This is a genomic window from Pantoea sp. S62, from assembly GCF_016658625.1.
GTDB lineage: Bacteria > Pseudomonadota > Gammaproteobacteria > Enterobacterales > Enterobacteriaceae > Pantoea > Pantoea vagans.
Map to the genome: position 1 here is coordinate 297,562 of NZ_JACVVI010000001.1, position 24,859 is coordinate 322,420.

General features: G+C 54.3%; 24 protein-coding genes, 1 pseudogene and 1 riboswitch. Of the genes and pseudogenes, 15 read left to right on the forward strand and 10 right to left on the reverse strand.

Annotated elements, in window-relative coordinates:
- Positions 1–36: 36 nt before the first annotated feature.
- Together IBT54_RS01375 and IBT54_RS01380 are read right to left on the reverse strand one after the other, a co-directional pair.
- Positions 37–1,131: pseudogene (locus IBT54_RS01375) on the reverse strand (diguanylate cyclase).
- A gap of 177 nt (positions 1,132–1,308) precedes the next feature.
- Positions 1,309–1,617, reverse strand: a complete 309-nt coding sequence (locus tag IBT54_RS01380; RefSeq protein WP_201251382.1) for a hypothetical protein — start codon at positions 1,615–1,617, stop codon at positions 1,309–1,311.
- Positions 1,618–1,848: 231 nt separating this feature from the next.
- Between IBT54_RS01380 and IBT54_RS01385 the strand changes: the two genes are divergently transcribed.
- The 3 genes from IBT54_RS01385 to IBT54_RS01395 all read left to right on the forward strand — a co-directional run bounded on the left by IBT54_RS01385 (position 1,849) and on the right by IBT54_RS01395 (position 3,097).
- Entirely contained in the window at positions 1,849–2,073 is a 225-nt protein-coding gene (locus IBT54_RS01385) for a hypothetical protein (protein ID WP_013196395.1), read from the forward strand.
- 2 nt (positions 2,074–2,075) lie between these two features.
- The gene (locus tag IBT54_RS01390; protein WP_201251383.1) at positions 2,076–2,318 is read left to right on the forward strand and encodes a hypothetical protein; all 243 of its coding nucleotides are present in this window, start codon (positions 2,076–2,078) and stop codon (positions 2,316–2,318) included.
- 92 nt (positions 2,319–2,410) lie between these two features.
- Entirely contained in the window at positions 2,411–3,097 is a 687-nt protein-coding gene (locus tag IBT54_RS01395; protein ID WP_201251384.1) for a hypothetical protein, read from the forward strand.
- 219 nt (positions 3,098–3,316) lie between these two features.
- Here the strand turns inward: IBT54_RS01395 and IBT54_RS01400 are convergent, their stop codons facing one another.
- Positions 3,317–4,366 (reverse strand): NAD(P)-dependent alcohol dehydrogenase, encoded by a 1,050-nt coding sequence (locus IBT54_RS01400; protein WP_201251385.1) that lies wholly within the window; start codon positions 4,364–4,366, stop codon positions 3,317–3,319.
- Between the two features lie 110 nt (positions 4,367–4,476).
- On the opposite strand from IBT54_RS01400, the gene IBT54_RS01405 reads away from it, so the two are divergent.
- Positions 4,477–4,869 (forward strand): helix-turn-helix domain-containing protein, encoded by a 393-nt coding sequence (locus IBT54_RS01405; RefSeq protein ID WP_201251386.1) that lies wholly within the window; start codon positions 4,477–4,479, stop codon positions 4,867–4,869.
- Between the two features lie 30 nt (positions 4,870–4,899).
- Here IBT54_RS01405 and IBT54_RS01410 read toward each other — a convergent pair whose 3' ends face one another.
- Positions 4,900–5,721, reverse strand: a complete 822-nt coding sequence (locus IBT54_RS01410; protein WP_135910691.1) for a Cof-type HAD-IIB family hydrolase — start codon at positions 5,719–5,721, stop codon at positions 4,900–4,902.
- Between the two features lie 254 nt (positions 5,722–5,975).
- On the opposite strand from IBT54_RS01410, the gene IBT54_RS01415 reads away from it, so the two are divergent.
- Together IBT54_RS01415 and IBT54_RS01420 are read left to right on the forward strand one after the other, a co-directional pair.
- Positions 5,976–7,238, forward strand: coding sequence for a DUF1479 domain-containing protein (locus tag IBT54_RS01415; protein ID WP_201251387.1), 1,263 nt, complete (start codon positions 5,976–5,978; stop codon positions 7,236–7,238).
- A gap of 76 nt (positions 7,239–7,314) precedes the next feature.
- Positions 7,315–8,064: a DNA-binding transcriptional regulator YciT gene (locus IBT54_RS01420; RefSeq protein WP_201251388.1), complete on the forward strand. Its 750-nt coding sequence runs from the start codon at positions 7,315–7,317 to the stop codon at positions 8,062–8,064.
- On the opposite strand, the gene IBT54_RS01425 is transcribed toward IBT54_RS01420, so the two are convergent.
- Positions 8,061–9,077, reverse strand: coding sequence for a LacI family DNA-binding transcriptional regulator (locus IBT54_RS01425; RefSeq protein WP_201251389.1), 1,017 nt, complete (start codon positions 9,075–9,077; stop codon positions 8,061–8,063). The genes IBT54_RS01420 and IBT54_RS01425 overlap by 4 nt on opposite strands.
- A 257-nt stretch (positions 9,078–9,334) precedes the next feature.
- Here IBT54_RS01425 and ascF point away from each other — a divergent pair, with 257 nt between their 5' ends.
- The 6 genes from ascF to IBT54_RS01455 all read left to right on the forward strand — a co-directional run bounded on the left by ascF (position 9,335) and on the right by IBT54_RS01455 (position 15,694).
- A complete protein-coding gene (gene ascF, locus IBT54_RS01430; RefSeq protein ID WP_201251390.1) occupies positions 9,335–10,801 on the forward strand; it encodes a PTS cellobiose/arbutin/salicin transporter subunit IIBC in 1,467 nt (488 codons plus the stop codon).
- 36 nt (positions 10,802–10,837) lie between these two features.
- Positions 10,838–12,268: a 6-phospho-beta-glucosidase gene (locus IBT54_RS01435; protein WP_201251391.1), complete on the forward strand. Its 1,431-nt coding sequence runs from the start codon at positions 10,838–10,840 to the stop codon at positions 12,266–12,268.
- A gap of 105 nt (positions 12,269–12,373) precedes the next feature.
- Positions 12,374–12,476, forward strand: a riboswitch (TPP riboswitch).
- Positions 12,477–12,544: 68 nt separating this feature from the next.
- On the forward strand, positions 12,545–13,246 hold the full coding sequence (tenA, locus tag IBT54_RS01440; RefSeq protein WP_095707878.1) for a thiaminase II: 702 nt from the start codon (positions 12,545–12,547) through the stop codon (positions 13,244–13,246).
- On the forward strand, positions 13,243–13,983 hold the full coding sequence (locus tag IBT54_RS01445) for an ABC transporter ATP-binding protein (RefSeq protein WP_095707879.1): 741 nt from the start codon (positions 13,243–13,245) through the stop codon (positions 13,981–13,983). Before tenA ends, IBT54_RS01445 begins: the two co-directional genes overlap by 4 nt.
- A complete protein-coding gene (locus tag IBT54_RS01450; protein WP_147788784.1) occupies positions 13,980–14,735 on the forward strand; it encodes an ABC transporter permease in 756 nt (251 codons plus the stop codon). The genes IBT54_RS01445 and IBT54_RS01450 overlap by 4 nt, the downstream gene beginning before the upstream one ends.
- Before the next feature lie 23 nt (positions 14,736–14,758).
- Entirely contained in the window at positions 14,759–15,694 is a 936-nt protein-coding gene (locus tag IBT54_RS01455) for an ABC transporter substrate-binding protein (protein ID WP_201251392.1), read from the forward strand.
- Between the two features lie 36 nt (positions 15,695–15,730).
- Here the strand turns inward: IBT54_RS01455 and IBT54_RS01460 are convergent, their stop codons facing one another.
- Complete coding sequence (locus tag IBT54_RS01460; protein WP_095707882.1) at positions 15,731–17,503, reverse strand: bifunctional diguanylate cyclase/phosphodiesterase; 1,773 nt, start codon at positions 17,501–17,503, stop codon at positions 15,731–15,733.
- Between the two features lie 152 nt (positions 17,504–17,655).
- Entirely contained in the window at positions 17,656–18,882 is a 1,227-nt protein-coding gene (locus tag IBT54_RS01465; RefSeq protein WP_147788781.1) for an FAD-dependent oxidoreductase, read from the reverse strand.
- 164 nt (positions 18,883–19,046) lie between these two features.
- Between IBT54_RS01465 and IBT54_RS01470 the strand changes: the two genes are divergently transcribed.
- Together IBT54_RS01470 and clcA are read left to right on the forward strand one after the other, a co-directional pair.
- Positions 19,047–19,355, forward strand: a complete 309-nt coding sequence (locus IBT54_RS01470; protein ID WP_147788780.1) for a YicS family protein — start codon at positions 19,047–19,049, stop codon at positions 19,353–19,355.
- A gap of 94 nt (positions 19,356–19,449) precedes the next feature.
- The gene (gene clcA / locus IBT54_RS01475) at positions 19,450–20,838 is read left to right on the forward strand and encodes a H(+)/Cl(-) exchange transporter ClcA (RefSeq protein ID WP_147788779.1); all 1,389 of its coding nucleotides are present in this window, start codon (positions 19,450–19,452) and stop codon (positions 20,836–20,838) included.
- A gap of 19 nt (positions 20,839–20,857) precedes the next feature.
- Here clcA and IBT54_RS01480 read toward each other — a convergent pair whose 3' ends face one another.
- The 3 genes from IBT54_RS01480 to IBT54_RS01490 form a co-directional block, all read right to left on the reverse strand.
- Positions 20,858–21,382: a phenolic acid decarboxylase gene (locus IBT54_RS01480; RefSeq protein WP_013196415.1), complete on the reverse strand. Its 525-nt coding sequence runs from the start codon at positions 21,380–21,382 to the stop codon at positions 20,858–20,860.
- Positions 21,383–21,526: 144 nt separating this feature from the next.
- Positions 21,527–22,015, reverse strand: a complete 489-nt coding sequence (locus IBT54_RS01485) for a VasL domain-containing protein (protein ID WP_370585052.1) — start codon at positions 22,013–22,015, stop codon at positions 21,527–21,529.
- A gap of 981 nt (positions 22,016–22,996) precedes the next feature.
- Positions 22,997–23,677 (reverse strand): type 1 glutamine amidotransferase domain-containing protein, encoded by a 681-nt coding sequence (locus tag IBT54_RS01490; protein ID WP_201251394.1) that lies wholly within the window; start codon positions 23,675–23,677, stop codon positions 22,997–22,999.
- 161 nt (positions 23,678–23,838) lie between these two features.
- Between IBT54_RS01490 and IBT54_RS01495 the strand changes: the two genes are divergently transcribed.
- Complete coding sequence (locus IBT54_RS01495) at positions 23,839–24,756, forward strand: LysR substrate-binding domain-containing protein (RefSeq protein ID WP_201251395.1); 918 nt, start codon at positions 23,839–23,841, stop codon at positions 24,754–24,756.
- Positions 24,757–24,859: the final 103 nt, after the last annotated feature.

Sequence of the window (24,859 nt, forward strand, 5' to 3'; positions counted from 1 at the left end):
TTACTCAGCCTGAGACGCGATCTCAGGCTGCCTTCTTCATTTGCTCCTGACTGCACTGAGTGTGTTCAGCGAATCGGAATGCCATATCTGCACATTGTTGCGACCCGCGCGCTTCACCTGATAAAGCGCCTCATCAGCACATCTCAGCCACTCATGAATCGATGCCGCATCACGTGCTGCCGCAATCCCAATACTCACCGAACACTGAAAGGTGGATGACGCTGGCAGCCGCAACAGGGCAATGCCCTGCCTGATTTGCTCTGCCAGCAGCAGGATGCTGGCTTCATCCGCATCCCGTACGATCACACACAATTCATCGCCGCCAAAGCGGGCGGGCACATCTTTCAGGCCGACGCTGTCACGCAGCAGTGCCGAAATCTCTGTCAGCAGAAAGTCACCCGCTTCATGTCCATAAGTATCGTTAACCTGTTTAAAGTGGTCGACATCCAGCAGCATTAACTAGGCCTTGCCCTCGCCTCGCTGCGTTCGCAAAAACTCACTTTCCAGCCGCCGTTCAAACAGACGGCGATTAGGGATTTTCAGGCCGGGGTCCATCAGCGCGATGCGTTCGAGTTCGCGGTTCTTCTGGCGCAGAGTCAGGGTCAGGTTGTGCGAGACTACGCTGAGTGCCAGCAGATACAGGCTGGCCAGCGGCAGTGTCAGCCAGACGGTTCGGGTACTGAACGTCAGCACCAGGGGTGCCTTTTCCGCTGACCAGACCAGCACAAAGGCAAACAGAAAGGCCTGCAGCGCGGACTTCAGCTGAACCCAGCCGCCTGCCGAGTAGCGATCGGAGATCAGCACCGCCATGATAATAATTGAAGGCAGCGGACTCAGTGCCATCGCAGCAACCCAGACGCCGCCAAACGCGGCATCCAGCGTGAGATTCTTACGCTCAAAACCGGTCGGATCGCGCGACCGCAATGCCATTCGATAGGCGGCGTAAGGCCAGATAAACGCATTGGTAAACAGAAGAGCACAAAGTTCCGCGCTTTTTCCCATCTCCATCAGAACCGACAGAATGGGCAGAAAACAGAGAAAGGTGCCGAGCTGGCGCATCATAAACATTCGTCGCACAAATCGCGTCGAGCGGCGCTTCAGTTGAACATCGTCGGGAGTGTAATAATTCATAGGCGGACTGAAGCAGCGACAGGTTACGGCAGTTTATCGGCATTAAGTGAATCAGGGTAATTTATTTACAGAATATTCTTATTGCCTGTCATTTTAATGAACAGGTTCTGATCATATTTATTCGCAGAGCAGTTCTGGCGGATAATTGCCGCGCGCCTTATTGCGCGCGGTAGCAGATTATCTGCGGCCTTTAATGACTGAGGCCGACCAGTTGAAATCGCTGACTTCACTGGCAGTAAGTGATTCAGGTTTCTTTTTACGCAGCGGTTTTTTCTTCTCCTTTTCGGCCTTTGCTTTCTCCTTCTCCAGCTTACTGGCCATCACCATCTGCCGTGCTTCACTGTTGAATTCTTTCTCTTTTTTACTATCCGGCTCTTTACCGGTTCGCTGACGGTACTTTTCAGCCAGCCCTTTATAGGTTTGTTCGACGGCCAGACGTTCATCAACACTGAACTGATCAATGGAAATCATCTTCTTATCGCTCATAGCGGCGTGTCCTGAGGCAAGTTGTCCGGTCAAGTGTACCGCATTCAGGGCCCATTAACGCAGCGAATGGCAGCCGTTCTGCAGACTCATGTTCCCCCACGTTCCTGCTATCAGGTAATTTCTCTGAAAGGTGCGCCTTAGCCCTGTTAAAAATAAGGTTATCTCTTAATATAAAACTAATGTTCATCAGGTTTACTGGTAGTGACCACGTACTGCCGAGGAGCTGAGGGAATGATTAAAGAGACCGATCGCCTGTCACAGGCGTTATTACGGCGGCATGGGATTGGCGTTAAGCAGAAACGTATACACTTTCGTGGCCGCGATTTATTGTTTCAGCTGCATAATGCCCGTTATGAAGTTTTCAACGGCGATCGCTGTATCGCGACCGTTGAAACAAATAATATCAATGAAGCGATTAAGCAGTTTAAAGCGCTGGACAACCCTGCGGAGAAATAAGCATGCCAGATTATCGCCTGTTTCAGAAGGACCAGACAGTCAGGGCCGTGAATCATGTAAGCCAGGATCAGCAGGACCTGTTAGCAGCTGAAGGCTACAAAGTGGTGTGGGACGTAGTCAATGCCGATAACACTGATGCGGCGCTTTTGCGCTATCAGCAGTTGCGTCACGATGAGGGTAACGCTGCGCAGAACTTTGCAACGGATTCATTTTTCGGCTCTCTTCTGGGTCTGATAACCCGCTAAGTCAGCATGGGCTGCGGGTTTATGGGCGAAGTTACTGTTAATTCATGCTGTGCTGATTAAAATAGAGAAAATTTCCCGCACACAGGTTTCTGATGAAAATCACTATTAACAAAGAAGATGAGCTGTTTATGCACAACTTCTTTGCTGCACCCTGCGACACCTTCGATACAGACTCACTTCAGGCACAACATATTCAGCAATCGCTTCAGCTGGCCATTCAGCAGAAAAGTGCAGAGGCAGACAGCGACTGGAAGCGCAGCCTGACTTTTCTGCTGCTGTTTCTCTTTTTATATGCTGCGCTGGGAGCCTCGCTGACGCTGGATCTCAGCACCACAGGCGCGGCACATAAGAGTATCGAGTATGCGCTGGAAGCAATTCCGGTGCTCATCGCCTTCTCTGGTTTCTTCGTCTCCATTCTTTATCTCTTCCTGACCCGTGCCAGTGCGCGTAAGCAGCATAACTGGGAAAAAAGTATTCTGGTGCTGGAGAAGTACGCCATCGGTAACCTGTTTAAAGCCACCCATACCCAGGGCGGTGGCACCAGCAATTACTCTGTGCCCAATCTTTCTATTTCGCTCGCGCTGTTTATCTGTGTGACCTGGCTGGTGATTTATAACTATCTGACGTTTACCACCAGCGGCGTGTTTGGCAGTGTCATCTCGCTTTTCATCAGCACCATGGTTTATGTCATTCTGGATATCCAGCTGCTTAAGCCCTTTATTCATGCTGTTGAAAAAGACGAACCCGAAAAGAGTAACGCGGATAAAGAGCAGGATTAACGACCTTCCCTGACGTTAAAGCAGATACCCGGCCAGTGAGTCGGGTATTTTTTTGGCTGCTAAAAGACGCTTTCGCTAAATAGCTTTTGCCGCGCAGAGACGAATGGAACGGCGAATTGACAGCAAATTGCATGTTGTAACTATATATAACCTCCACCTTTTACATTGCAACTTACTGAACGCTGCCTGAAGGCCCGCTTTCACCGCGGGCCAGGCGTGTTACCAGCGCGTTTTCTGCATATCGATGACGAAACGATATTTCACATCGCTGGTGAGCATGCGTTCAAAGGCAGTCTCCACCTCTTCACCGGTAATCATCTCTACGTCAGCCGTGATGTTGTGCTCACCACAGAAGTCGAGCATCTGCTGCGTCTCCTGAATGCTGCCGATTGAGGTGCCCGTGATACTCAGGCGGCGGAACACCATTGGCGTGACATTCGGTGACGGATGCGGTTGATCGGGGATCCCCACCAGCACCAGCTGACCGTTGGTTTTCAGCGTGCTGAGATAAGGATCGAGGTCGTGAGGTGCCGCAACACAGTCCAGGATAATATCGAGCGACGCCTGACACCCGGCCATTTGTGCCGCGTCTCGCGAGACCACCACATGTTTAGCCCCCAGCCGACGCGCATCCGCCCCTTTCGCCGGAGAGGTCGTAAACAGAGTTACCTCCGCACCCAGCGCGCTGGCCAGCTTAACCGCCATATGGCCCAGGCCGCCAAGACCGACCACACCCACACGATCGCCTGCTTTGACGTTGAAGTGCTGCAAGGGTGACCAGACGGTCACGCCTGCGCACAGCAGTGGAGCCACCGCGTTCAGCGCCAGATTATCCGGCACCGTGACCACAAAATGCTGGTCGGCGATAACGTGCTGCGCATAGCCGCCAAACGTCGTATTGCCGGTATATTTATCGGTGCCGTTATAGGTCGGCGTGAAACCCGCCTCACAGTACTGCTCTTCTTGCTGCTGGCAGAAGTGACACTCCCGGCAGGAATCGACCATGACGCCAACGCCAACCGTCTCTCCAACAGAGAATTTAGTGACATTGTCACCTGTTGCAACCACACGACCAACAATCTCGTGACCGGGCACCAGCGGATAATGGCTGACGCCCCATTCATTGCGCGCCATATGCAGATCAGAGTGGCAGACGCCGCAGTAGAGGATCTCAATTTTTACATCATCAGCCTGCAGATCGCGTAACTCAACCTCGCCTGCCTTGAGCGGTTGACCTGCCTGAGTTGCTACCAGCGCGTTAATTTTCATCGGTTGCCTCTTCTTACCTGATGGTCGTAAAGAAAGCGGCACACTATAGACACACGAAGCTCCTTTTGGTAGTAGTTACCTTTTGGTTACCATAAAATGGGAAGGTCATTATGCCGGTCTGGGTTGAGGGAAAACTGTGTTTTTATGCGGACTCACCGCCGCGCCGTCTGCTGGAACTGTTTTCGGTGAAGTGGAGCACTATGGTGCTGCATGCGCTCTATCACTGGCCGGAAAATCGGGCACGCACGGGCGAACTGGAGCGCAGCCTGCAGGGCATCTCGAAGAAGATGCTGATCCAGACGCTGCGTGAGCTGGAACAACGCGGACTGGTGTCACGTCAGGTGTGGCAGGTGGTGCCGCCAAAAGTGGAATACAGCCTCACGGCGCTGGGCCATACCTTCGCACAGCCGATTGAGCAGATGTATCAGTGGGGGCTGGAGAATCAGGCTGCGCTGGATGAAATGGAAAATCATGCGCGCAGCCATCAGGAAAGTGGCGGATAAAACGCCGCCCCATATGCAGGTTACCGCGTCTTAGTCGAACGGGAATTCGCGCGCCAGCACGCGCGCAATCACATTCAGCGCGCCCTCGTCATTGTTGCTCTGCGTCTGGTAGCGCGCCACGGCGGCGACAGCGTCGGCCGCATTGGCCATTGAGAAACTGAAGCAGGCCTGGCGCAGCATTTCGATATCATTCGCGCTGTCGCCAATCGCCAGCACTTCACAATCACTGATGCCCCATTTTTCCTGCAGCAGCGCGATGCCGTGGGCTTTATGGCAGCCGGGAATGATGAGGTCAATAAAACCAAAGCCGCTGGAAACCGGATGCATGATATTTTCCAGCTCGCCCAGACGCGCATGCAGGCGTTGCAGCAATGCTTCCACCCCTTCATGTTCCAGCTTCAGCGAGAACTTGAAGATGGTGTCATCAATGGCATACAGGTCATCGCGCTTTTCCAGACGGTGATAGTGGTTTGCCAGCTGGTCCATCACCTCGTCAGAGGCAGAAGAATGCATATAAGCACCATTTCGTCCGCACACCACTACCGCGATGTCCGGTTCATGCGCCAGAATATCGAGGATCTTATGCACCTTCTCCTGCGCTAACTCGCCGCAGAAAATCTCTTCATTACAGTCAGAGACCCAGGCGCCATTTTCTGCCACGAAAGCGATCTCATCTTTGATGTCGGGAAAATAGCGCTGCAGCTGGTAATACTGATTACCACTGGCCACCACAAAACGGATGCCCTTCTGCTTCAGCAGCGCATACTGACGTGAAAATCGCTGAACGTTGTACTGCTTATTATCGTCCAGAAAGGTGCCGTCCATATCCACCGCAATCATCTTAACCGCCATCTCGCCTGCCCCTATACGTTCGCCGTTCTGTCCTGCCGGCTGATTGATTTGATTCATAAAGCTTACTCGCTGTGTGGATTAATGAGAATGCAAATAGTGACTTTGCTAACGGCTTTCAGAGCGTTCCGGTTCAGAAGTTGTGTTACAACGCACGTTTTTTATCGTTAAAAGGATGTTAACCTCAACCGCAATTTACGAATGAAGATTATTTTAATTGTATTCGTAACTCAATCCCGAACTTTGAGGAGTGTGAAATGCGTGATGAATCCCGAGCGACACCTTTGCCTGATGACGTTAAAAGTGCTATCCGCGAAATGAAACAGCAGCTACGCCAGCAAATTGGCGACGTAGATACCCTGTTTCGGCAGGTGTGCGACAACATTACTGCCGCGATTGCTGAGGCAAAAGCGGACGAAGCGCGAACCGGCAGTGCCTGGCCGGTCGTGCCGATACAGGACATAACAGAAGGGAAGGTTTCGGATGAAACCCGATCGCTGATTAAACGTCGCGGCTGTGTCGTGATTAAGCAGCACTTCGCGCGTGATCAGGCAATGGCATGGGATAAATCGATGCTCGACTACCTGGATCACAACCGTTTTGATGAGCAGTACCGCGGTCCCGGTGATGACTTCTTTGGCTCACTTGCGGCCTCACGCCCCGAAATATACCCGATTTACTGGTCGCAGGCGCAGATGGAAGCGCGGCAGAGTACGGCGATGGCTGATGCGCAGTCTTTTCTGAACCGGTTATGGACGTTTAACTCTCAGGGCAGACAGTGGTTTGATCCCGATGTCAGCGTGATCTATCCCGATCGCATTCGTCGCCGTTTGCCCGGCACCACGTCGAAAGGATTAGGTGCCCATACCGACTCCGGTGCGCTGGAACGCTGGTTACTGCCCGCTTATCAGCAGGTTTTCAGCAAGCTGTTTCAAGGTGATCTTGCCGCTTACGATCCCTGGGATGCGGCACACCGTACCGAGGTTGATGAGTATGATCTGCCTGGCACGACCAAGTGTTCAGTGTTCCGCACATTTCAGGGCTGGACCGCACTCTCCGATATGATCCCTGGCCAGGGGCTGCTGCATGTGGTGCCGGTGCCGCAGGCGATGGCGTATATCCTGCTGCGTCCACTACTATCCGATGTGCCTGAAGATGAACTCTGTGGCGTCGCGCCGGGTCGGGTGTTACCTGTCAATGAGCAGTGGCATCCGCACCTGATCGCCGGACTCTGTTCAATCCCGGCTCTGGAGGCGGGCGATTCAGTGTGGTGGCACTGTGATGTGATCCATTCCGTTGCACCGGTGGACGATCAGCAGGGCTGGGGCAACGTCATGTATATCCCCGCAGCGCCGATGTGTGATAAAAACCGCGTCTACGCCCGCCAGGTTGCGCAGGCGCTGGAGCAGGGACGTTCACCAGGCGATTTTCCGCCGGAAGATTATGAAGCCGGGTGGGAGCAACGTTTTAAGCCGGAAGATCTTAATATTAACGGACGTCGTTCACTGGATTTAGCCTGACTCTGACCCCGCGTTGTGCACCAGCGCGGGGGATTCCCTGATACACTGCACGTTTTATTCCTGACGAAACCCAATTATGAATCCGCGACATCATCAGATTATTCAACTGGTTAATAGCCGGGGCAGCGTAACGGTCAGTGAACTGGCGCAGCTGACCGGTGTTTCTGAAGTGACGGTGCGTCAGGATCTCACGCTGCTGGAACGCGACCGGCTGCTGCGTCGGGTGCATGGCTCCGCGCTGGCACTGGACAGTGACAATGTCGGCACCCGCATGAACACCCGCTATTCCACCAAGCAGGCGCTGGCGCAGCACGCCGCCAGCCTGGTGCAGACGGGTGAATCGGTATTCATCGAAGGGGGCAGTACCAACGCGCTGCTGGCGCGTGCGCTGGCTGACCGTGTCGATCTGACGCTGATCACCGTCAGCCACTATATTGCCCAGCTTCTGCGGGACGCCACCTGTGAAGTGATTGTGCTGGGTGGATTGCTGCAGAAAAGCAGTGAGTCGGTAGTCGGCCCGCTGACGCGTTACTCCATTCAGCAGGTGCATTTTCACAGAGCGTTTGTCGGTGTGGATGGCTGGCACCCGGAGACCGGCTTCACCGGCCGCAATATGCTGCGCTGTGACGTGGTGGATGCGGTGCTGGCGAAAGGCGCTGAAAGCTATGCCCTGACCGATGCCTCTAAATTCGGGCAGATTCACCCTTATCCACTCTCATCCGGTTACCAGGTCGGCCATGTGATTACCGATGAAACGCTGGATGCGGGGACCGTCACGCAGCTCAGGGAACAGGCCATTAAGGTGATACAGATTGCGGCGAATTAAGCCGACCACGGGCCCTGAGTAACGGAATCGCGCAGCATCAGGCTGGCCGTAAAAGGCGTCTGACTGTGCCAGTCACCGCCATCCAGCATGGTCAGCAGGCGGTTAATCGTCTCATCGATCATCTCCGTCACCGGCAGCTTCATACTGGATAACGACGGCGTGATATAAGGTGCCAGTGGGATATCATCGAAGCCTATTACCGATACCCGACCGGGCACCGCGATGCCGCATTCAGTCAGCCGTTTGATGGCACCAATCGCCATCTCATCATTACTCGCCACCAGCGCCGTGAATGAGGCGTTGCGTTCCAGCAACTGGTCCACAGCGGCCATACCGCTCTGCGCCGTCCATTTACCCGCCACGACGCGGCGGTCGTCCGCTTCCAGCCCCTTAGCGGCCAGCGCAGCGTGATAACCTGACAGACGTTCGACGCCGGTCGGGGAATCCAGAGAACCGGTGATAAAGGCGATGTCGCGATGCCCCTGATTCAGCAGATGGGTTACCGCTGTGGCGCTGCTGGCGTGCTGATCGCTGTAAATGCAGTAGCTCTGGTTGACGCGCAGCCGTCGGTTGATGACCAGTATCGGCTGTTTATGGCGGGAGATAATCGCATCCAGCGCGTCGATACTCAGAAAGCGCGGGTAGATAATGATGCCGTCACAGCGCAGGTCGAGCAAAAACTGAATCGCCGCTTCTTCCTGCTCAGCGGTGTGTTTGCCGTCCGCCAGAATCAGCTGGCGGCCCTGCTGCTCCATCATGCGCGCGGAGTGCGCCATCAACTCAGTGAAGTAGCTGCCGCTGTAGAGCGTATTGGTGATCACCAGTCCGATAGTCTGCGACGTTTTAGTCGCCAGGTTGCGCGCCAGCAGATTGGGCCGGTAGCCGGTTTCCGCGATCGCCTTTAACACCCTTTCACGCTTCTCCTGCCCGACATAGCCATTGCCAGACAATACACGTGACACCGTCGCTTTTGAGACGCCCGCCCTGTCTGCCACTTCCTGAATCGTTGCCATGGTGAAGCTCCTTTACTGCGTCGCTCTGCAGTCTACCTAAGCCTCTCAATGTTGGAAATATTTACCCTGCCCGCTGGCGCAGATACCCGGCCCGCCGGAGGTGATGAAGTTCACAAAAAACAAATCTGACTGATTTACCCTCTTGTCGGCCCACTGAAAGCACTTCATGATTTTGTGAAACCGGTTTCCTATTTGCCTGTCAGCAGCCGATAAAAACATAAAAATGTAACCGATTTACCCTACAGAGAAGAGCGACCATGCCTATGAACTATGCCGAGGTGTCACGCGCCATTGTCGATGCGCTAGGCGGCCTCACCAATATCGAAGCCGTAACCCACTGCATGACCCGCCTGCGGTTTGTGGTGAAAGACGAATCCCAGGTCGACTATCCCCGCCTCAAAGCGATCAGGGGCATTATGGGGGTGGTGCACAACGACACGCAGTGCCAGGTGATCATAGGGAATAACGTTTCGCAGGCTTATCAGGCGGTACTGGCACTGGGATCGCCCGGCGCGGTAACGACTGAACCGGTGAAACGCAAAATTACCCTGCGAGGCATCGGCGCGGGCATTCTGGATGCGCTGGTGGGCACCATGTCGCCGCTGATCCCGGCAATTATTGGCGGGTCGATGGTTAAGCTGCTGGCGATGATTCTGGATATGGCGGGGGTGTTTGAAAAAGGCTCGTCAACGCTGGTGATCCTCAACGTGATTGGCGACGGCGCATTCTTCTTCCTGCCGATTATGGTGGCCGCCTCTGCGGCGCTGAAATTCAAAACCAATATGTCGCTGGCAATCGCCATCGCCGGTGTCCTGGTGCATCCCAATTTTGTTGAGCTGATGGCAAAAGCGGCGCAGGGTCAGCCGGTCGAGTTCGCTTTCATCCCGGTCACCGCGGTGAAATATACTTACACGGTGATCCCGGCACTGGTGATGACCTGGATCCTGTCCCACATTGAGCGCGGCGTGGATCGCATTACTCCGGCCGTTACCAAAAACTTCCTGAAACCGATGCTGATTGTGCTGATTGCTGCCCCTATTGCGATTGTGCTGATTGGTCCGATCGGCATCTGGATCGGCAGCGGTATTTCGGCGCTGGTCTACACCATCCATGGCTATCTTGGCTGGCTGTCGGTTGCGATTATGGGTGCCATCTGGCCGCTGCTGGTGATGACCGGGATGCATCGTGTGTTCACGCCGACCATCATCCAGACCATTGCCGAAACCGGCAAAGAGGGCATGGTGATGCCGTCAGAAATTGGTGCCAACCTGTCGCTGGGCGGATCGTCGCTGGCGGTGGCGTTTCGCACCAAAAATCGTGAACTGCGCCAGACGGCACTGGCAGCAGCAGCGTCTGCCATCATTGCCGGCATTTCTGAACCGGCGCTGTATGGCGTGGCGGTTCGTCTGAAACGGCCGCTGATCGCCTGTCTGATCAGCGGTTTTATCTGCGGCGCGGTCGCGGGCATTGGCGGGCTGGCCAGCCACTCAATGGCCTCGCCTGGCCTCTTCACCAGCGTACAGTTCTTCGACCCGGCTAATCCCATGAGTATCGTCTGGGTCGGCGCGGTCATGGTGTTGTCGGTGGTGCTGTCGTTTGTGCTGACGCTGCTGCTAGGGTTTGAAGATATTCCTGAAGCGCAAACTGAAACCAAATCCGAATCCAGTCCCGCCGCGCAATCTGCGCCTGTTACCGAACGCACCAACGCGATTAATAGCCACTAAAGGAAAGGGTCACGCTGACCCGGAAAAGAGGATTGCATGTCTGATTCAAGGTTCCCGCAAGGGTTTTTATGGGGCGGCGCGTTAGCCGCCAACCAGAGTGAAGGCGGCTATCGTGAGGGCGGAAAAGGCTTAACCACCGTCGATATGATCCCGCATGGCCCACACCGACTGGCGGTCAAACTGGGTCTGGAAAAGCGCTTTACGCTGCGGGATGATGAATTTTATCCCAGCCATGATGCCATCGATTTCTATCACCGCTATCCGGAAGATATTGCGCTGATGGCGGAAATGGGGTTCAGCGTGTTTCGCACATCAATTGCCTGGAGCCGCCTCTATCCCAATGGCGATGAACTGACGCCCAATCCGGAGGGCATCGCTTTTTACCGCGCGGTGTTTGAGGAGTGCCGGAAATATAATATCGAACCGCTGGTTACGCTCTGTCATTTCGATGTGCCGATGCATCTGGTGACCGAATATGGCTCATGGCGCAATCGTAAAATGGTCGACTTCTTTGCCCGCTATGCCCGTAGCTGTTTCGAGGCGTTTGATGGCCTGGTGAAATACTGGCTGACCTTCAACGAGATCAACATCCTGCTGCACAGCCCGTTTTCCGGTGCGGGTCTGGTGTTCGAACCGGATGAAAACAGGGAGCAGGTGAAGTATCAGGCGGCACATCACGAACTGGTCGCCAGCGCGCTGGTCACGCGAATCGCGCATGAAGTCAATCCGACGAATCAGGTCGGCTGCATGCTGGCAGGCGGCAACTTCTATCCGTGGTCCAGCAAACCGCAAGATGTCTGGGCAGCGCTGGAAAAAGATCGTGAAAACCTGTTCTTTATTGATGTCCAGGCACGCGGTGCTTATCCGGCTTATGCTGCGCGCGTGTTCCGTGAAAAAGGTGTCACGCTTGAGATCGCTGACGGCGATGCCGATATCCTGAAAAACAGCGTCGATTTTGTCTCGTTCAGTTATTACGCCTCTCGCTGCGCCTCGGCGGAGATGAACGAACAGAACAGCAGCGCGGCCAATGTGGTGAAATCCCTGACCAACCCTCATGTGCCACGTAGCGAGTGGGGCTGGGGCATCGATCCACTGGGCTTACGCATTACCATGAATATGATGTACGACCGCTATCAGAAGCCGCTTTTCCTGGTGGAAAATGGTCTGGGCGCGCGCGATGAAATCGATGCGAATGGCGAGATCAATGACGACTACCGCATCAGCTATCTGCGCGAGCATATCCGCGCCATGGCCGATGCCATAGAGGATGGAGTCCCGGTGATCGGCTACACCAGTTGGGGCTGTATCGATCTGGTGGCCGCTTCGACCGGTGAAATGAGCAAGCGCTACGGTTTTGTCTATGTTGATCGGGACGATCTTGGGAACGGTACGCTGGCGCGCACGCGAAAGAAATCGTTCTGGTGGTATAAGAAAGTGATTGCCAGTAACGGGGCAGATCTTGAGTGACACCGTCACTTAAAAGTAATATCTGAGCGCCCTGCTCCGCATCAGCCGGGCCAGAGCAGAACGCTCACGCATGCGTTGTGCTCCGGCAATAATTATCGTATAACGAATGTCTCCGAGGGGTGTCCTGTAACGGGCTGAGATGGCGCAAGCCGAACCCTTTGAACCTGATCTGGGTCATGCCAGCGAAGGGACGGGTCGGCAGATTTTCTGCCCTATCTCCTGCACTATCCCCTGTTCCAGACCGTATGCCCGGATCTCCCTGCTACTGGAGATCCTATGACACATCCGCTTTTCGAAACCGGCTTTTATGGTCGTCTGCGCCAGCAGGCGGGCACGCAATGGCACGATTATGTCAGGCACAATTTTGTGCAGCAGCTCGGACACGGCACGCTGCCACCCGCCGCTTTTCGTCACTATCTCACCCAGGATTATCTGTTTCTGCTGCACTTCGCCCGTGCATGGGGTCTGTTGATCAGCAAACTCTCAGAACCGGCTACATTACGCAGCGCGACGGCATCGCTGAACGCCATTATCAGCGAACTGCCGCTGCATCTGGCTTACTGCCAGCAGTGGGGCATCAGCGAAGAGGCGATGGCGAGCGAAACGGAGGCAATGGAAACGATCAACTACACCCGTTACGTGCTTGACGTGGGTCACACCGGAGATGCGCTGGAGCTGATGACGGCGCTGATGCCATGCGTCGCCGGTTATGCGGAAATCGGCCTGAGGCTGCTGGAGGATCCCGCGACCCGCTTCGGGGGGAATCCTTACGCGGCATGGATTGAGAATTACGGTGATGAGTCCTACCTGGCGGGCGTCGGTTCTTCACTGATGCTGTTTGAAACTCTGGCTCAGCAGCGCGCCGGTGAACAGCGTATTAACTCACTGTCGGAGATTTTCACCACCGCAACCCGGCTGGAAGCGGCATTCTGGCAGATGGGGCTTAATTATGCTGACTGTCTGCAGGTCAGCTCATGACGCGGCTGAACGCTGCCGTGCCGCCGGGTATTTCCGTTCGCCAGCTCTGCCTGACGCTGGATCAGCAGCAACTGTTCAGCGAGCTTAATCTGGAAATCGCGGGCGGCGCATTTACCGCTTTGCTGGGGGCCAGCGGCGTGGGTAAAAGCAGCCTGATGCGGGTGATTGCCGGTCTGATGCCACCTACTTCGGGACAGATTAACGGAAGCGATGGTCTGCCGCTGGCCGGGCGCATCGCCTGGATGGGTCAGCAGGATTTGCTCTATCCGTGGCTGACGGTGGAACAGAACGTCTGCCTCGCCAGTCGTCTGAAAGGTGAGAAAGCCGATCGCGACCTGGCGCAGCATCTGCTGGCGCGGGTGGGCCTGAGCCACTGCGCCCGTGCGCGACCTGCGACACTTTCGGGCGGTATGCGTCAGCGTGTGGCGCTGGCGCGAACACTCTACACCCGACAGCCGATTGTGCTGATGGATGAGCCTTTCTCGGCGCTGGATGCACTGACCCGCACGCAGATCCAGACCCTGGCGGCAGAAGTGCTGGCCGGACATACCGTGCTGCTGATCACTCATGATGCCGCGGAAGCCTGTCGCCTCGGTCATCACCTGCTGGTAATGGGTTCCGCAGGCATCGAAACCTGCCCGCCACTGCAGGGCCAGCCACCGCGGGCGGCAGATGACATCAGCGTGATTCAGAGTCAGGCCACCTTGCTGAAACAGCTAAGCAGGCTGGCCGGATGAGATTACGTTTCGCCGCGCTTCGCCGTGGAGTCATGCTCTCTGCCGGATTAATTGCGCTGTGGTGGCTCGCCACGCTCACTTCCGTTCCGGCCTTTCTGCTGCCCTCGCCCGCTGCGGTTGCTACCGCACTGTGGGACAACACTGGCTATCTCGGCCATCACAGCCTGATCACCCTGACTGAAATCCTCAGCGGTATGGCGCTCGGCGTGCTGCTGGGCGCGGTGCTGGCACTGGGCATGACCTTTTCACCGTGGTTACAGCGCTGGATGATGCCGCTGGTGATCACCAGTCAGGCGATTCCGGTATTTGCCCTGGCACCGCTATTGGTGCTCTGGTTTGGCTTTGGCATGAGCGCCAAAGTCGCAATGGCGGTACTGGTGATCTTCTTCCCTGTTACCTCCGCCTTTTTTGATGGCCTGCGTCGCGTCACGCCCGGCTATCTCGATCTGGCTCGCACGATGGGCGCTTCACGTGCAGCGCAACTGCGCCATGTCCGGCTGTTAGCCGCACTGCCCGCCCTGGGTTCGGGCTTGCGGATGGCAGCCGCCGTCGCGCCCATTGGCGCCATCATAGGTGAATGGGTCGGTTCGGCTGAAGGGCTGGGCTACGTGATGCTGAATGCCAACGCCCGGATGCAGAGCGATCTCTGTTTCGCCGCCCTGTTTATTCTGGTGCTGATGACACTGACCCTCTGGTTGATCATCGATCTTCTGCTTCGCCGCCTGATTACCTGGACTCCCGAGCCACACTGACGACCCTACTGATGAGAAAACCTATGACTAAAACGCCCCTGATTGTCCTGCTGTTCAGCGCCACCTTAACCTCGCAGGCTCAGGCAATGGAAAAACTGACGCTGGTGCTGGACTGGTATATCAATCCCGACCATGCACCCATTATGGTGGCGCAGCAAACCGGAGCATTTGCGGCAGAGGGTCTGGAGGTTAACATTGTGCCACCTTCCGACCCCGCGCTGCCGCCGCGGCTGGTGGCTGCTAAGCAGGCGGACTTAGCGATAACGTATCAGCCGCAGCTGCATTTTTTCGCCGACCAGGGACTGCCGCTGATGCGGGTGGGCACGCTGATTAATTCGCCGCTGAATACGCTGATGACGCTGGACAAAACGGTAAGAAAACCAGCGGACTTAAAAGGAAAACGCATCGGCTATTCCGTCAGCGGCATTGAAGAAGCGACGCTGGCGACGATGCTGAGCCATGACGGTATCAGGGCCGATCAGGTAAAGCTGGTTAACGTCAATTTTCAGCTTACCAGCGCCCTGATGACCGGACAGGTTGATGCGGTCATTGGCGGCTATCGCAATATCGAAGCCCTGGAGATGACGCTTGCTGGCAAAGATCCGGTAGTGCTTAACGTCGAGGATTATGGCGTGCCGGCCTATGACGAGCTGATCATCGTTGCTAACCGCGATGAGGCGCATTCGGAGAAAATTAAAAAGTTTCTGCGGGCACTGAAGAAGGGAAATGCCCAGTTGCAGGCACATCCTGAAGAAAGCTGGCTAACGTTTGCACAGGCGCATCCGGAGCTGAATACACCGCTAAACCATCAGGCATGGCAGGCTACGCTGCCGCTGTTCGCCGCCGATCCGGCCAGACTGGATCGCGCACGCTATGAGTCTTATGAGCAATTTTTGTTTGATAACAAGCTGATTAAGCACATCACTCCGGTTGAGCGTTACGCCATCGGCAGTGAGTGATCAGCGCGCCCGCAGCCGGTGCTGCGGGCGGGTTGACTAACGTGACTTTGGATAAAGCCAGTGTTCAATGTCGCTGGCTGGCAGCGGTTTTGAAAAGAAGTAGCCCTGAATCTGATCGCAGCCGTAGGTTTTCAACAGTCCCAGCGTGGCTTCTGCTTCCACACCTTCGGCCAGCACGGTGTAATTCAGCTCTTTCAGCATCCCGATAATGCATCTGACGATGATTTTGGATGCGTCGTCCTCGCCCATACGCGAGATCAGCGATCGGTCGATCTTAATCACATCCAGCGGGATATCCTGCAGGTAGCTGATATTGCTGTAGCCAACGCCGAAATCATCCAGCGAGATCACAAAGCCATGCGATTTCAGCGCTTCCAGCCCTTTAATCGCCACATCGCTTTTGGTGATCAGTTCATTCTCCAGACACTCAATACCCATAATCGAGTTAGGTAACTGTGCCGCCGCTAATTTCGCCACCAGTTGGTCGGCAAAATCAGGCCTGGCGAAGTCGCGTTCACTGACGTTGATCGAGACCGGAATCAGGTTGTAATCGCGATTCCAGCGCGCCAGTTGCTCAAGCGCATGATCAATAACCCAGTTGGTCAGATCGGAGATCAGGTTGGTTTTACCCGCTAGCGGAATGAACTCTGATGGGAAAAGCTCACCCCGCTCAGGATGATTCCAGCGAATCAGCGCCTCCAGCCCGACCGTTTTACCGGTTTTGAGACACACTTTGGGCTGCCAGGCGAGATACAGCTCTTCATCTTTCTTCAGCGCCTGAGCCAGATCGTTCATGATCATAAAATCATCGGTGCGCCGCGAGTCGTAACTCTCGTCAAACGACATCGCACTGATGTTCTCATCAATCGCTTCATGTAGCGCGCTGACGGCCTGACGCACCGTTTCGTTGGCATCCATCTGTCCCGGTACAAACTCTGTTTCGCCGGTAAAAACATCCAGGTCGAGCGTGATATTTTCCGCCAGATCGGCCCGCATGCCTTTGAACAGATCGATCATGTTATGCGCTGAATAACGACCTGAGTAAGGCTGAACAATGGCGAAACGGCCAGGAGCAAATGTGTAAAGCGTCTCGTTCTCCGGCAGGTTAAGCCGCTGTGCGGTATCCTGCGCCATCTGCCTGAGCAATTTCTCCATCGGCGCAATGCCCACTGCGCGGGAAAGCTCATACGCGCGAATAATGTCGAGACAGTCGATAAGAATCAGGCGAAAACGGCTGTGGGGCGCGGTAACGGTCAGTTGCTGCAGATCACGAATCAGGCGTGGCCGGTTTGGCAGATGCGTTATAACGTCGGCAAAACCCGCATTGTTCCAGGCATCCAGAAAAGAGGTCACCAGCGTGGCCAGTGAGCGCAGCGTAGCGAGTTTTTCATCCGCAAAGGGATGAGGTTGTGTATCGGTTACGCAGAGTGTTCCCAGCATCGCGCCGTCAAGGTTTTGCAGCGCCACACCGGCATAGAAACGAATATGCGGGTCACCTTCCACAAAAGGATGCGTAACAAAGCGTTCATCCAGTAAGGTGTCAACCACCACCAGATGTCCCTCACCATCAATGACGTGGCGGCAGAGTGACTCATCACGGGTCGATTGTTTTAGATCGAAGTTCCGTGACGCTCTTATGTATTGATTATGATCGTCAATAATCGAAATGAAGCTGCCTGAAATACCCAGCACCTGACTGGCGAGATTCACGAATCTCTCCAGCACTCTGTCACGGGCTTCATCCGGCGACAAAAGTGCCTTGATCGCACTCAGACGTTTTACGTCGCTGCCATTTTGCTCGTTATGCACTGAAACCTCTCCTTTGCAGGCGCAAAAATCGAAAATAATTTAGCTTAAGAATGCTCAATTAGCGCCCAATTATCAGATAAATAGCGGCTCAATCTGACAGTACTTTCACAATGAAACAGTGTCGCACGATATCTGATCGCTGTCGAAATCATTTAACGGGCTGACTTCATATGCGCAACCTGTGGCGACTCTGTTCTGAAGCCCAGACCGATCAGGCGACCCAGCACAAAACGCAGAAACGGCAGGCGACGGATAATTGCCGGAACCTTGCTGCTGCCCGCAGGTTTTCTTCTGGCTTTGTTGCGGCTCATTTTAATCTGCAGAAACTGCGTGGCGACAGTGGGGAACTGACGACGCTTCTGCACTTTTTCCAGATCGCGCAGCTGCAGTTCACCGCGTTTCAGTGGGGCGGTAAGGAGATTCGCCGTCGCCACCGCATCCTGAATCGCCAGATTAACGCCAACTCCGCCTATTGGCGACATGGCATGCGCAGCATCACCAATACAGAGCACGCCAGGTTTCGCCCACTTCTCCAGCCGGTCGATACGTATCGACAGCAGCTTAAACGCCTCCCAGCTTTCGATTTCCGACATGCGCGTCGCCTCAAAAGGCGACACTGCCGCCACGTCTGCTTTAAACGCGTCGAGACCGGCGGCCTGTTTCGCCTCAAACTCCCCTTTCGGAATGGTCAGACCGCACTGCCAGTAGTCGCCACGATCGATAACGATGAAGTTCTGCTTCGGCCCTTTATGCCCCATGCCCAGCTCGGGATCCTGCGGCTGCTTACTTAAGCGGAACCAGATGACATCGCGCGCGGCGCCAAATTCCTGTCCGATCAGCCCGGCCGCGTCGCGCACGCGCGAATGGCGACCATCCGCACCGACCACCAGTTTGCAGCGAATATGCAACTGCTGATTGCCGCGTGAGGCCGTCACGCCGCTGACCGTGCCATTTTCTTCGATCAGCGACTCGAAGGCAGTCGACTGCAGCAGGCTGAAGCCCGGATAGCGGGCACTCTGCTCTGCCATATAGTTCAGGAAATCCCACTGCGGCATGAAGGCGATAAAACGACACTGAACCGGCAGACGTGAGAAGTCGGCCATCGTAATGCTTTGTCCTGCAATTTCTGCCTCCAGCTTTTCGGCTCGCTGATGCGGCAGCTTCAGGAAAGATTCCAGCAGTCCGAGCTGATGCATTATTTCCAGCGTCGAAGGGTGGATGGTATCTCCGCGAAAGTCGTGAAGAAAGTCAGCGTGCTTTTCGATGACGACTACGCGCAGGCCTGCGCGGGCAAACAGATAACCCAGCATTAAGCCGGCCGGGCCACCGCCGACGATACAGCAGTCAGCGGTAAGAATTTCAGTGGAATGTGGCTGCATGTCAGCTCCCTGTCGCGCCAGTATTGCTATGATTATTGCGTCAACCGTGGCGACATTGCTGCACACGGTCGATGGTGCTGTGCTCAGGCTAATCACTCAATGCGATTAAACTCAACTGAAACTGCCGAAGAGCCTTTCCTGTCCTCAGCAGTCAGGAGATCATCATGAACGTGATCCGCAATACGCTGTTTATGCTGCTGTCAGTATGCCCCATGCATGTGGCCGCCGGGCCGTATGAAACGCTGCAGTTTACACTGCGTCAGCAGCAGATAATCGACGATCTGCGCCAGAAGTGTCAGTTACCGCCAGCCTTCTCCGATGAAAAACTGCGCCAGACGTTTCTCAATGACAAGCAGAACCTGCAACAGAATCAGCTCACGCTGACCGCCGCGGCTCAGGCGCTGAAAAATCAGGACAACCCAGCCTACCGCGAACGCATGGCGCAAGTGGTTTGTCCACCGCAGACCGATTAACTCTTTTCCTGGCTGAAATTGATCCTGACGTTTGTTTTCACCTTATCACTCAGTAAACTGGCACGCTGGTCTGGTTGAACAAGAATGCCTCTCAATGAATGAAGAATCACCGCAGCCGGTTTATGTTCCCCGTTCCCTCGCGGCGCGCAGCCGGATGTTTCGCGCCCTGCTCTATCGTGACAAAACACCGCTGGCGATGCTGTTATGCGCCGCGCTGGTCGGTTCGCTGGTCGGTCTGGCGGGCGTAGCGTTTGCCCGGGCCGTTGAAGCAATACAGCAGTGGCGCGCCGATACGCTTATCCCCGCGCAGTTTCAGGGCTGGATGCTTTACACCGCCGCTTTTGCCATTTCGGCGTTGCTGGCGATGGTCGGCTATTTTCTTGTCAGACGCTTTGCGCCCGAAGCGGGTGGTTCCGGCATTCCCGAAATTGAAGGGGCGCTGGAAGAGCTGAGACCTGTGCGCTGGTGGCGGGTGATTCCGGTGAAATTTTTTGGCGGCATGGGCACGCTGGGTGCAGGAATGGTGCTGGGCCGTGAAGGCCCGACGGTGCAGCTGGGCGGCAACATTGGCCGCATGGTGATTGATGTTCTGGGGATGCGCAGCAACGAAGCGCGTCATACGCTGCTGGCAACGGGCGCGGCTGCGGGCCTGGCCGCCGCGTTTAACGCGCCGCTGGCGGGCATACTGTTCATCATCGAGGAGATGCGTCCGCAGTTTCGCTATAACCTGATTTCTATTAAAGCGGTGTTTACCGGTGTGATTATGGCGAGCATCGTATTTCGCTGTTTCAACGGCGAACAGGCGGTGATCTCCGTTGGCAAACTGGCTGATGCGCCAGTGCAGACGCTGTGGATGTATCTGGTGCTGGGTATGATCATTGGCATGGTCGGCGTACTGTTCAACCGCCTGATATTCATAACGCAGGATTTCTTTGCCCGCTTTTATGCCGGCAAAACGGCTCGCGTGGTGCTGGCGGGTGCATTGCTCGGCGGCGGCTGCGGTATTCTGGCGCTGCTGTTCGCACCTGGCGCAGGCGGCGGCTCAGAACTGATTCCGCAGGCGGTTCATGGTGTGTTCCCGTTCACCCTGCTGCTGCTCATCTTCATGGTCAGACTGGTCACTACCCTGCTCTGTTTTGGCTCAGGTGCGCCGGGCGGTATTTTTGCGCCGATGCTGGCACTGGGAACGCTGCTCGGGACAGCTTTTGGAGTAGCGATGACGGATCTGTTCCCGTTGTATCATCTGGACGCGGGAACCTTTGCGATTGCGGGAATGGGCGCACTGTTTGCCGCTTCGGTAAGGGCACCGCTCACCGGGATCGTGCTGGTGCTGGAGATGACCGATAACTATCAGCTGATATTGCCGATGATTATTACCTGTCTTGGGGCTACGCTGCTGGCGCAGTTTCTGGGGGGAAAACCACTCTACTCATCCATACTGGCCCGCACGCTGGCACGCCAGGCAGAAGCGACCCGCCCATAGCGGCGGGTCGTACTATCAGTTACTTACCATCAAAATAGTCAGCAGGCATCTGCCCCGGTGCCTGATTAATGACTTCATCGTTATCCGGCCCTTCGTTTTTCATGTAAGTCACTTTCGCAAACTCAGGAATGATCACATAAGGATAGGCCGGGCCTTCGTCGCGGAAGCGGTGCATATCTTCAATGAAATCATTCTGGTAGCAGATGGTTTTTTCCGGATGCTGACCTTCTCCGGCAATCCACTGCGGGAAGAAAATTGTCCCGTGAAGCAGGGTGCGATTCAGATCAAACAGCAGGCTGACGCAGGTGCCGGTGGGTTCATGCCAGTCAACTTTGTAAATGCCGGGCGCAAACTGCACTGCGTGCATTTTCTGGTTGGTCACCCAACGACCGCCCACCAGCCCCTGATGAATACGGTAGTCACAGGTCGTTTCATTGCGGGCGTACCACTCATATTTCCAGCCATTATCATAGGTATAGACAAAATGTGTGCCAACGAACTGGGACAGGTCGCTGGAGATATCTTCCGGAGATTCTGTAGACATTTTAACCTCTGTTAAATAGCGCGTAACCTATGCGCCGATGGATTTAATAAAAGCTAAAGCGCAATTAATCGATGAATATTGACTATGGCGCAGATTATCGATTTTGCCATAAGCGACCCGGCAGACATTTGATCTTCCCAGTGCTTATCGCTGTACGCCATCACTCTGACTGATTTTTATCAGCGCACAGCGGTTCAGCAGCTGAGTAAACTGCATATCAACCTGCGCCAGCTGTGCTGCTCTACCTGATGCGGCACTTTCTGACTGCCCCAGCTGATAAAGCTGCTCTTCAAGGGGAACTGAGCGGCTGAAGTTCTGCGTTATCGTGAACACCATCGACTTCAGCTCCGAGCCGGTGAGATACCTGCCTTTGCGCTCATCAAGCATATTCAGGCGGTGAGTCAGTGCCTGCAATCCCTCCATCCCCTGATGCCAGCCGGATAATGATTCTGTGGGTAGCGCATTTCCCATAAGGTACTGCTGCCACTGCGCTTTTAACGTCTCTGTTTCGCCAGGTTCAGCTCTGGCGGCGAGCACAAAGCCATATTCCTGTCGCCACAATGGCGGCAGCTGCGCCAGCGTTGTCAGTGCTAAGTTCTCAAGGCCATGCGCAGGGTAAATGCCAGCAGTCACTCCTGATGACAACGCTAAAGCCACACCTTGTGAATACTCTTAGCAGAGCATGGAACCTTAATGCGAAGCGATGAAGAGGATGTGCAAACTGAAGAGAATTAAAGCATCCATGAATGCGGCAAAGAGTGACTAATGAGAAAGAATTTGAAATGACAATCAGTAATGACACCCCCGCAAAATCTGAGAGACACGCTGAAATGATAAAAGCCCTGACTGAAATAGTCAGGGCTTTTAAGGTACTACAGATTTAACATTAAACATTAACTAACTTAATTGATAGGTACTACTTCGATACTACTATTTATGAACAGATCCTGCGGATAATAATGATCACAATAATCAAATGTCATTATTATTAGCGGTTTCAACCACCTGATAGTCTTTCAGGAGACAAAAACAGGTCAGGCCCGTATAAATCTGTACACCCCCATCGCGATATATATTCTTTGATGCGTTGCCTTAGTTTCATTACGACGTTTAAACCGCAATCGTATCCTGTCGTAAAGTAACGTTCAGAACTACGAGGCCTTACATCATCGCGACGCGATACTACTTACTTCTCGAAGATTTACTCAGACTCCATCTAACAGCGTCGTCATTAACTTATCTGCGATTAATAACAACTTCGTTTAACAGAACCATCGGCAACCTATATTTACAAATTGTCGACACCATTAACGCTAACACCAGGGATTTTTTGGTGTATCAGGGCAACTTGACGCCGCTGATGTGTCTTACTTTACGGATCTGATAAACGATGTCAACACTGTTTTTAAAGACATGTTTATATTTTCAGTAGACTTACTCTTCTGAGCGTTAATAAGAGATACCAGCGCTGTAATTATTGGCATCTATTTAAATTTAGTCCTAATCTATTTGATCTGAATAATTCATCAGGTAACTATCTGCACTGTGCCTTGAGTTCAGCAATAAAAAAAGGCGCCCTGGGGCACCTTTCGAAACGTCTTAGCTACAGACGCTTTAACTCGCCAGACTTGAGAGTAAGACTTTCGCAGTCTCAGCCGACGAACCTGGGTTCTGTCCGGTAATCAGTAAGCCGTCCTGCACAGTGTAGGATTGCCAGTCATCACCGCGAGAGTAAAGACCGCCATTCTGTTTCAGCACATCTTCCACCAGGAAAGGCACGACGTCAGTCAGGCCAACGCCCTCTTCTTCGCTATTAGTAAACCCGGTTACTTTCTTACCTTTCACCAATGGTGTGCCATCAGCGTTTTTCACATCACGCAGAACACCAGGTGCATGACAAACCAGCGCCACCGGCTTGCCAGCCTGCAGGGTTTGCTCAATCAGCGAAATGGAGTGTTTGTCGTTAGCCAGATCCCATAACGGCCCATGGCCCCCAGGATAGAACACGGCATCAAACGTTTCCTGATTAACCGTATCAAGCCTTACGGTCGAGGCCAGCGCGGCCTGAGCAGCAGAGTCAGCATGAAAGCGGCGGGTCTCATCTGTCTGAGAATCAGGTTCATCACTTTTTGGATCGAGTGGCGGCTGTCCACCCTTCGGTGAAGCCAGAGTAATCTCAGCGCCCGCATCCAGGAATGCATAGTAAGGTGCGGCAAGCTCTTCAAGCCAGAAACCCGTCTTCTTGCCGGTGCTGCCCAACTCATCATGCGAGGTCAAAACCATTAAAATTTTCATTTCCGCTCCCTATAAGAGTCAGTCAGTTTCAGGTGTAAGGATAGTCAGAACCCGCGATTTAGCCGCCCTGTTCTGCGTTGACCCACTAATCATGGCGCGCATATAAATATTTATGAAATTTATTTCTTAAATTTAAGCTATTCACACAGCATTATAGCTACATGAAATACGACCTGAATTTACTGCCGGTTTTGCTGGTTATGATGGAAGAGCGCAATGTCACCCGCGCAGCGGAACGGCTTGGTATTACCCAGCCGGCTCTTTCAAATGCCTTAAACCGGCTGCGCGAAACGCTCAACGATCCGCTGTTTATCCGCGAGCGCTACGGTATGCGCCCGACACCGAAAGCAGAACAGCTGGCCCAGGTAGTCGGTGCTGCCCTGTCATCCATTGATAACGTGATCCTTGGTCAGCAGGACTTTGATCCGCTGCACGCCACCCGGTTGTTTACCCTCGCCCCTAACAGCTATGTTGAATTCATCATGATGCCTGCCATTGTAGCGCGTCTTCGTGACTGCGCGCCCGGTATCAGGCTTCGCCTCACGCCGTTTGGCAACGACGTAACGGAAACGGGTGTGATTTCAGGAAACACCGATATGGTGCTGGGGCGTATCGTTGAGCCTCCTGAGAATCTGGTTGTGCAGCACCTGATGAATGAAGGTCTGGCGTGTGTGATACGCGCAGATCATCCGCTGGTGGGCGAAAACCTCAGCACAGAACATTATGAGCAGCTCAAACACGTTAATGTCCTGCCGCCTGGCCGTATGCGCGCGGGTTTATATCAGGCACTTGAAAAGCGCGGCCTGCGCCGTCAGGTTGCCGTGTCGGTGACACATTTTCTGGCCGTCCCGGAGATGATTGCGGTCACGGACTACTGCGCGACCCTGCCTCGCCTGATCTGCCAGCATCTTTCCAGAGATCAGCGGCTCAGAATTGTTCCCGCGCCGGTTGATCTCGGCACTTTTCCGGTTGAAATGGGCTGGCATGCGCGCTATCGCGACGATCCTGCACATCGCTGGTTCAGGAGTTTAGTAGCAGAAACAGCCCACGCGCTGGCCGACCCTCAAATAAACAGTTAGCACAACCATCAATGCCGAGCTAATAGTTAGTATTGATATGGTAACCTGAGTTAGCATTATTCCCATCGGAGTCCAGTATCCTCCTCATTTATGCGACGGCCGA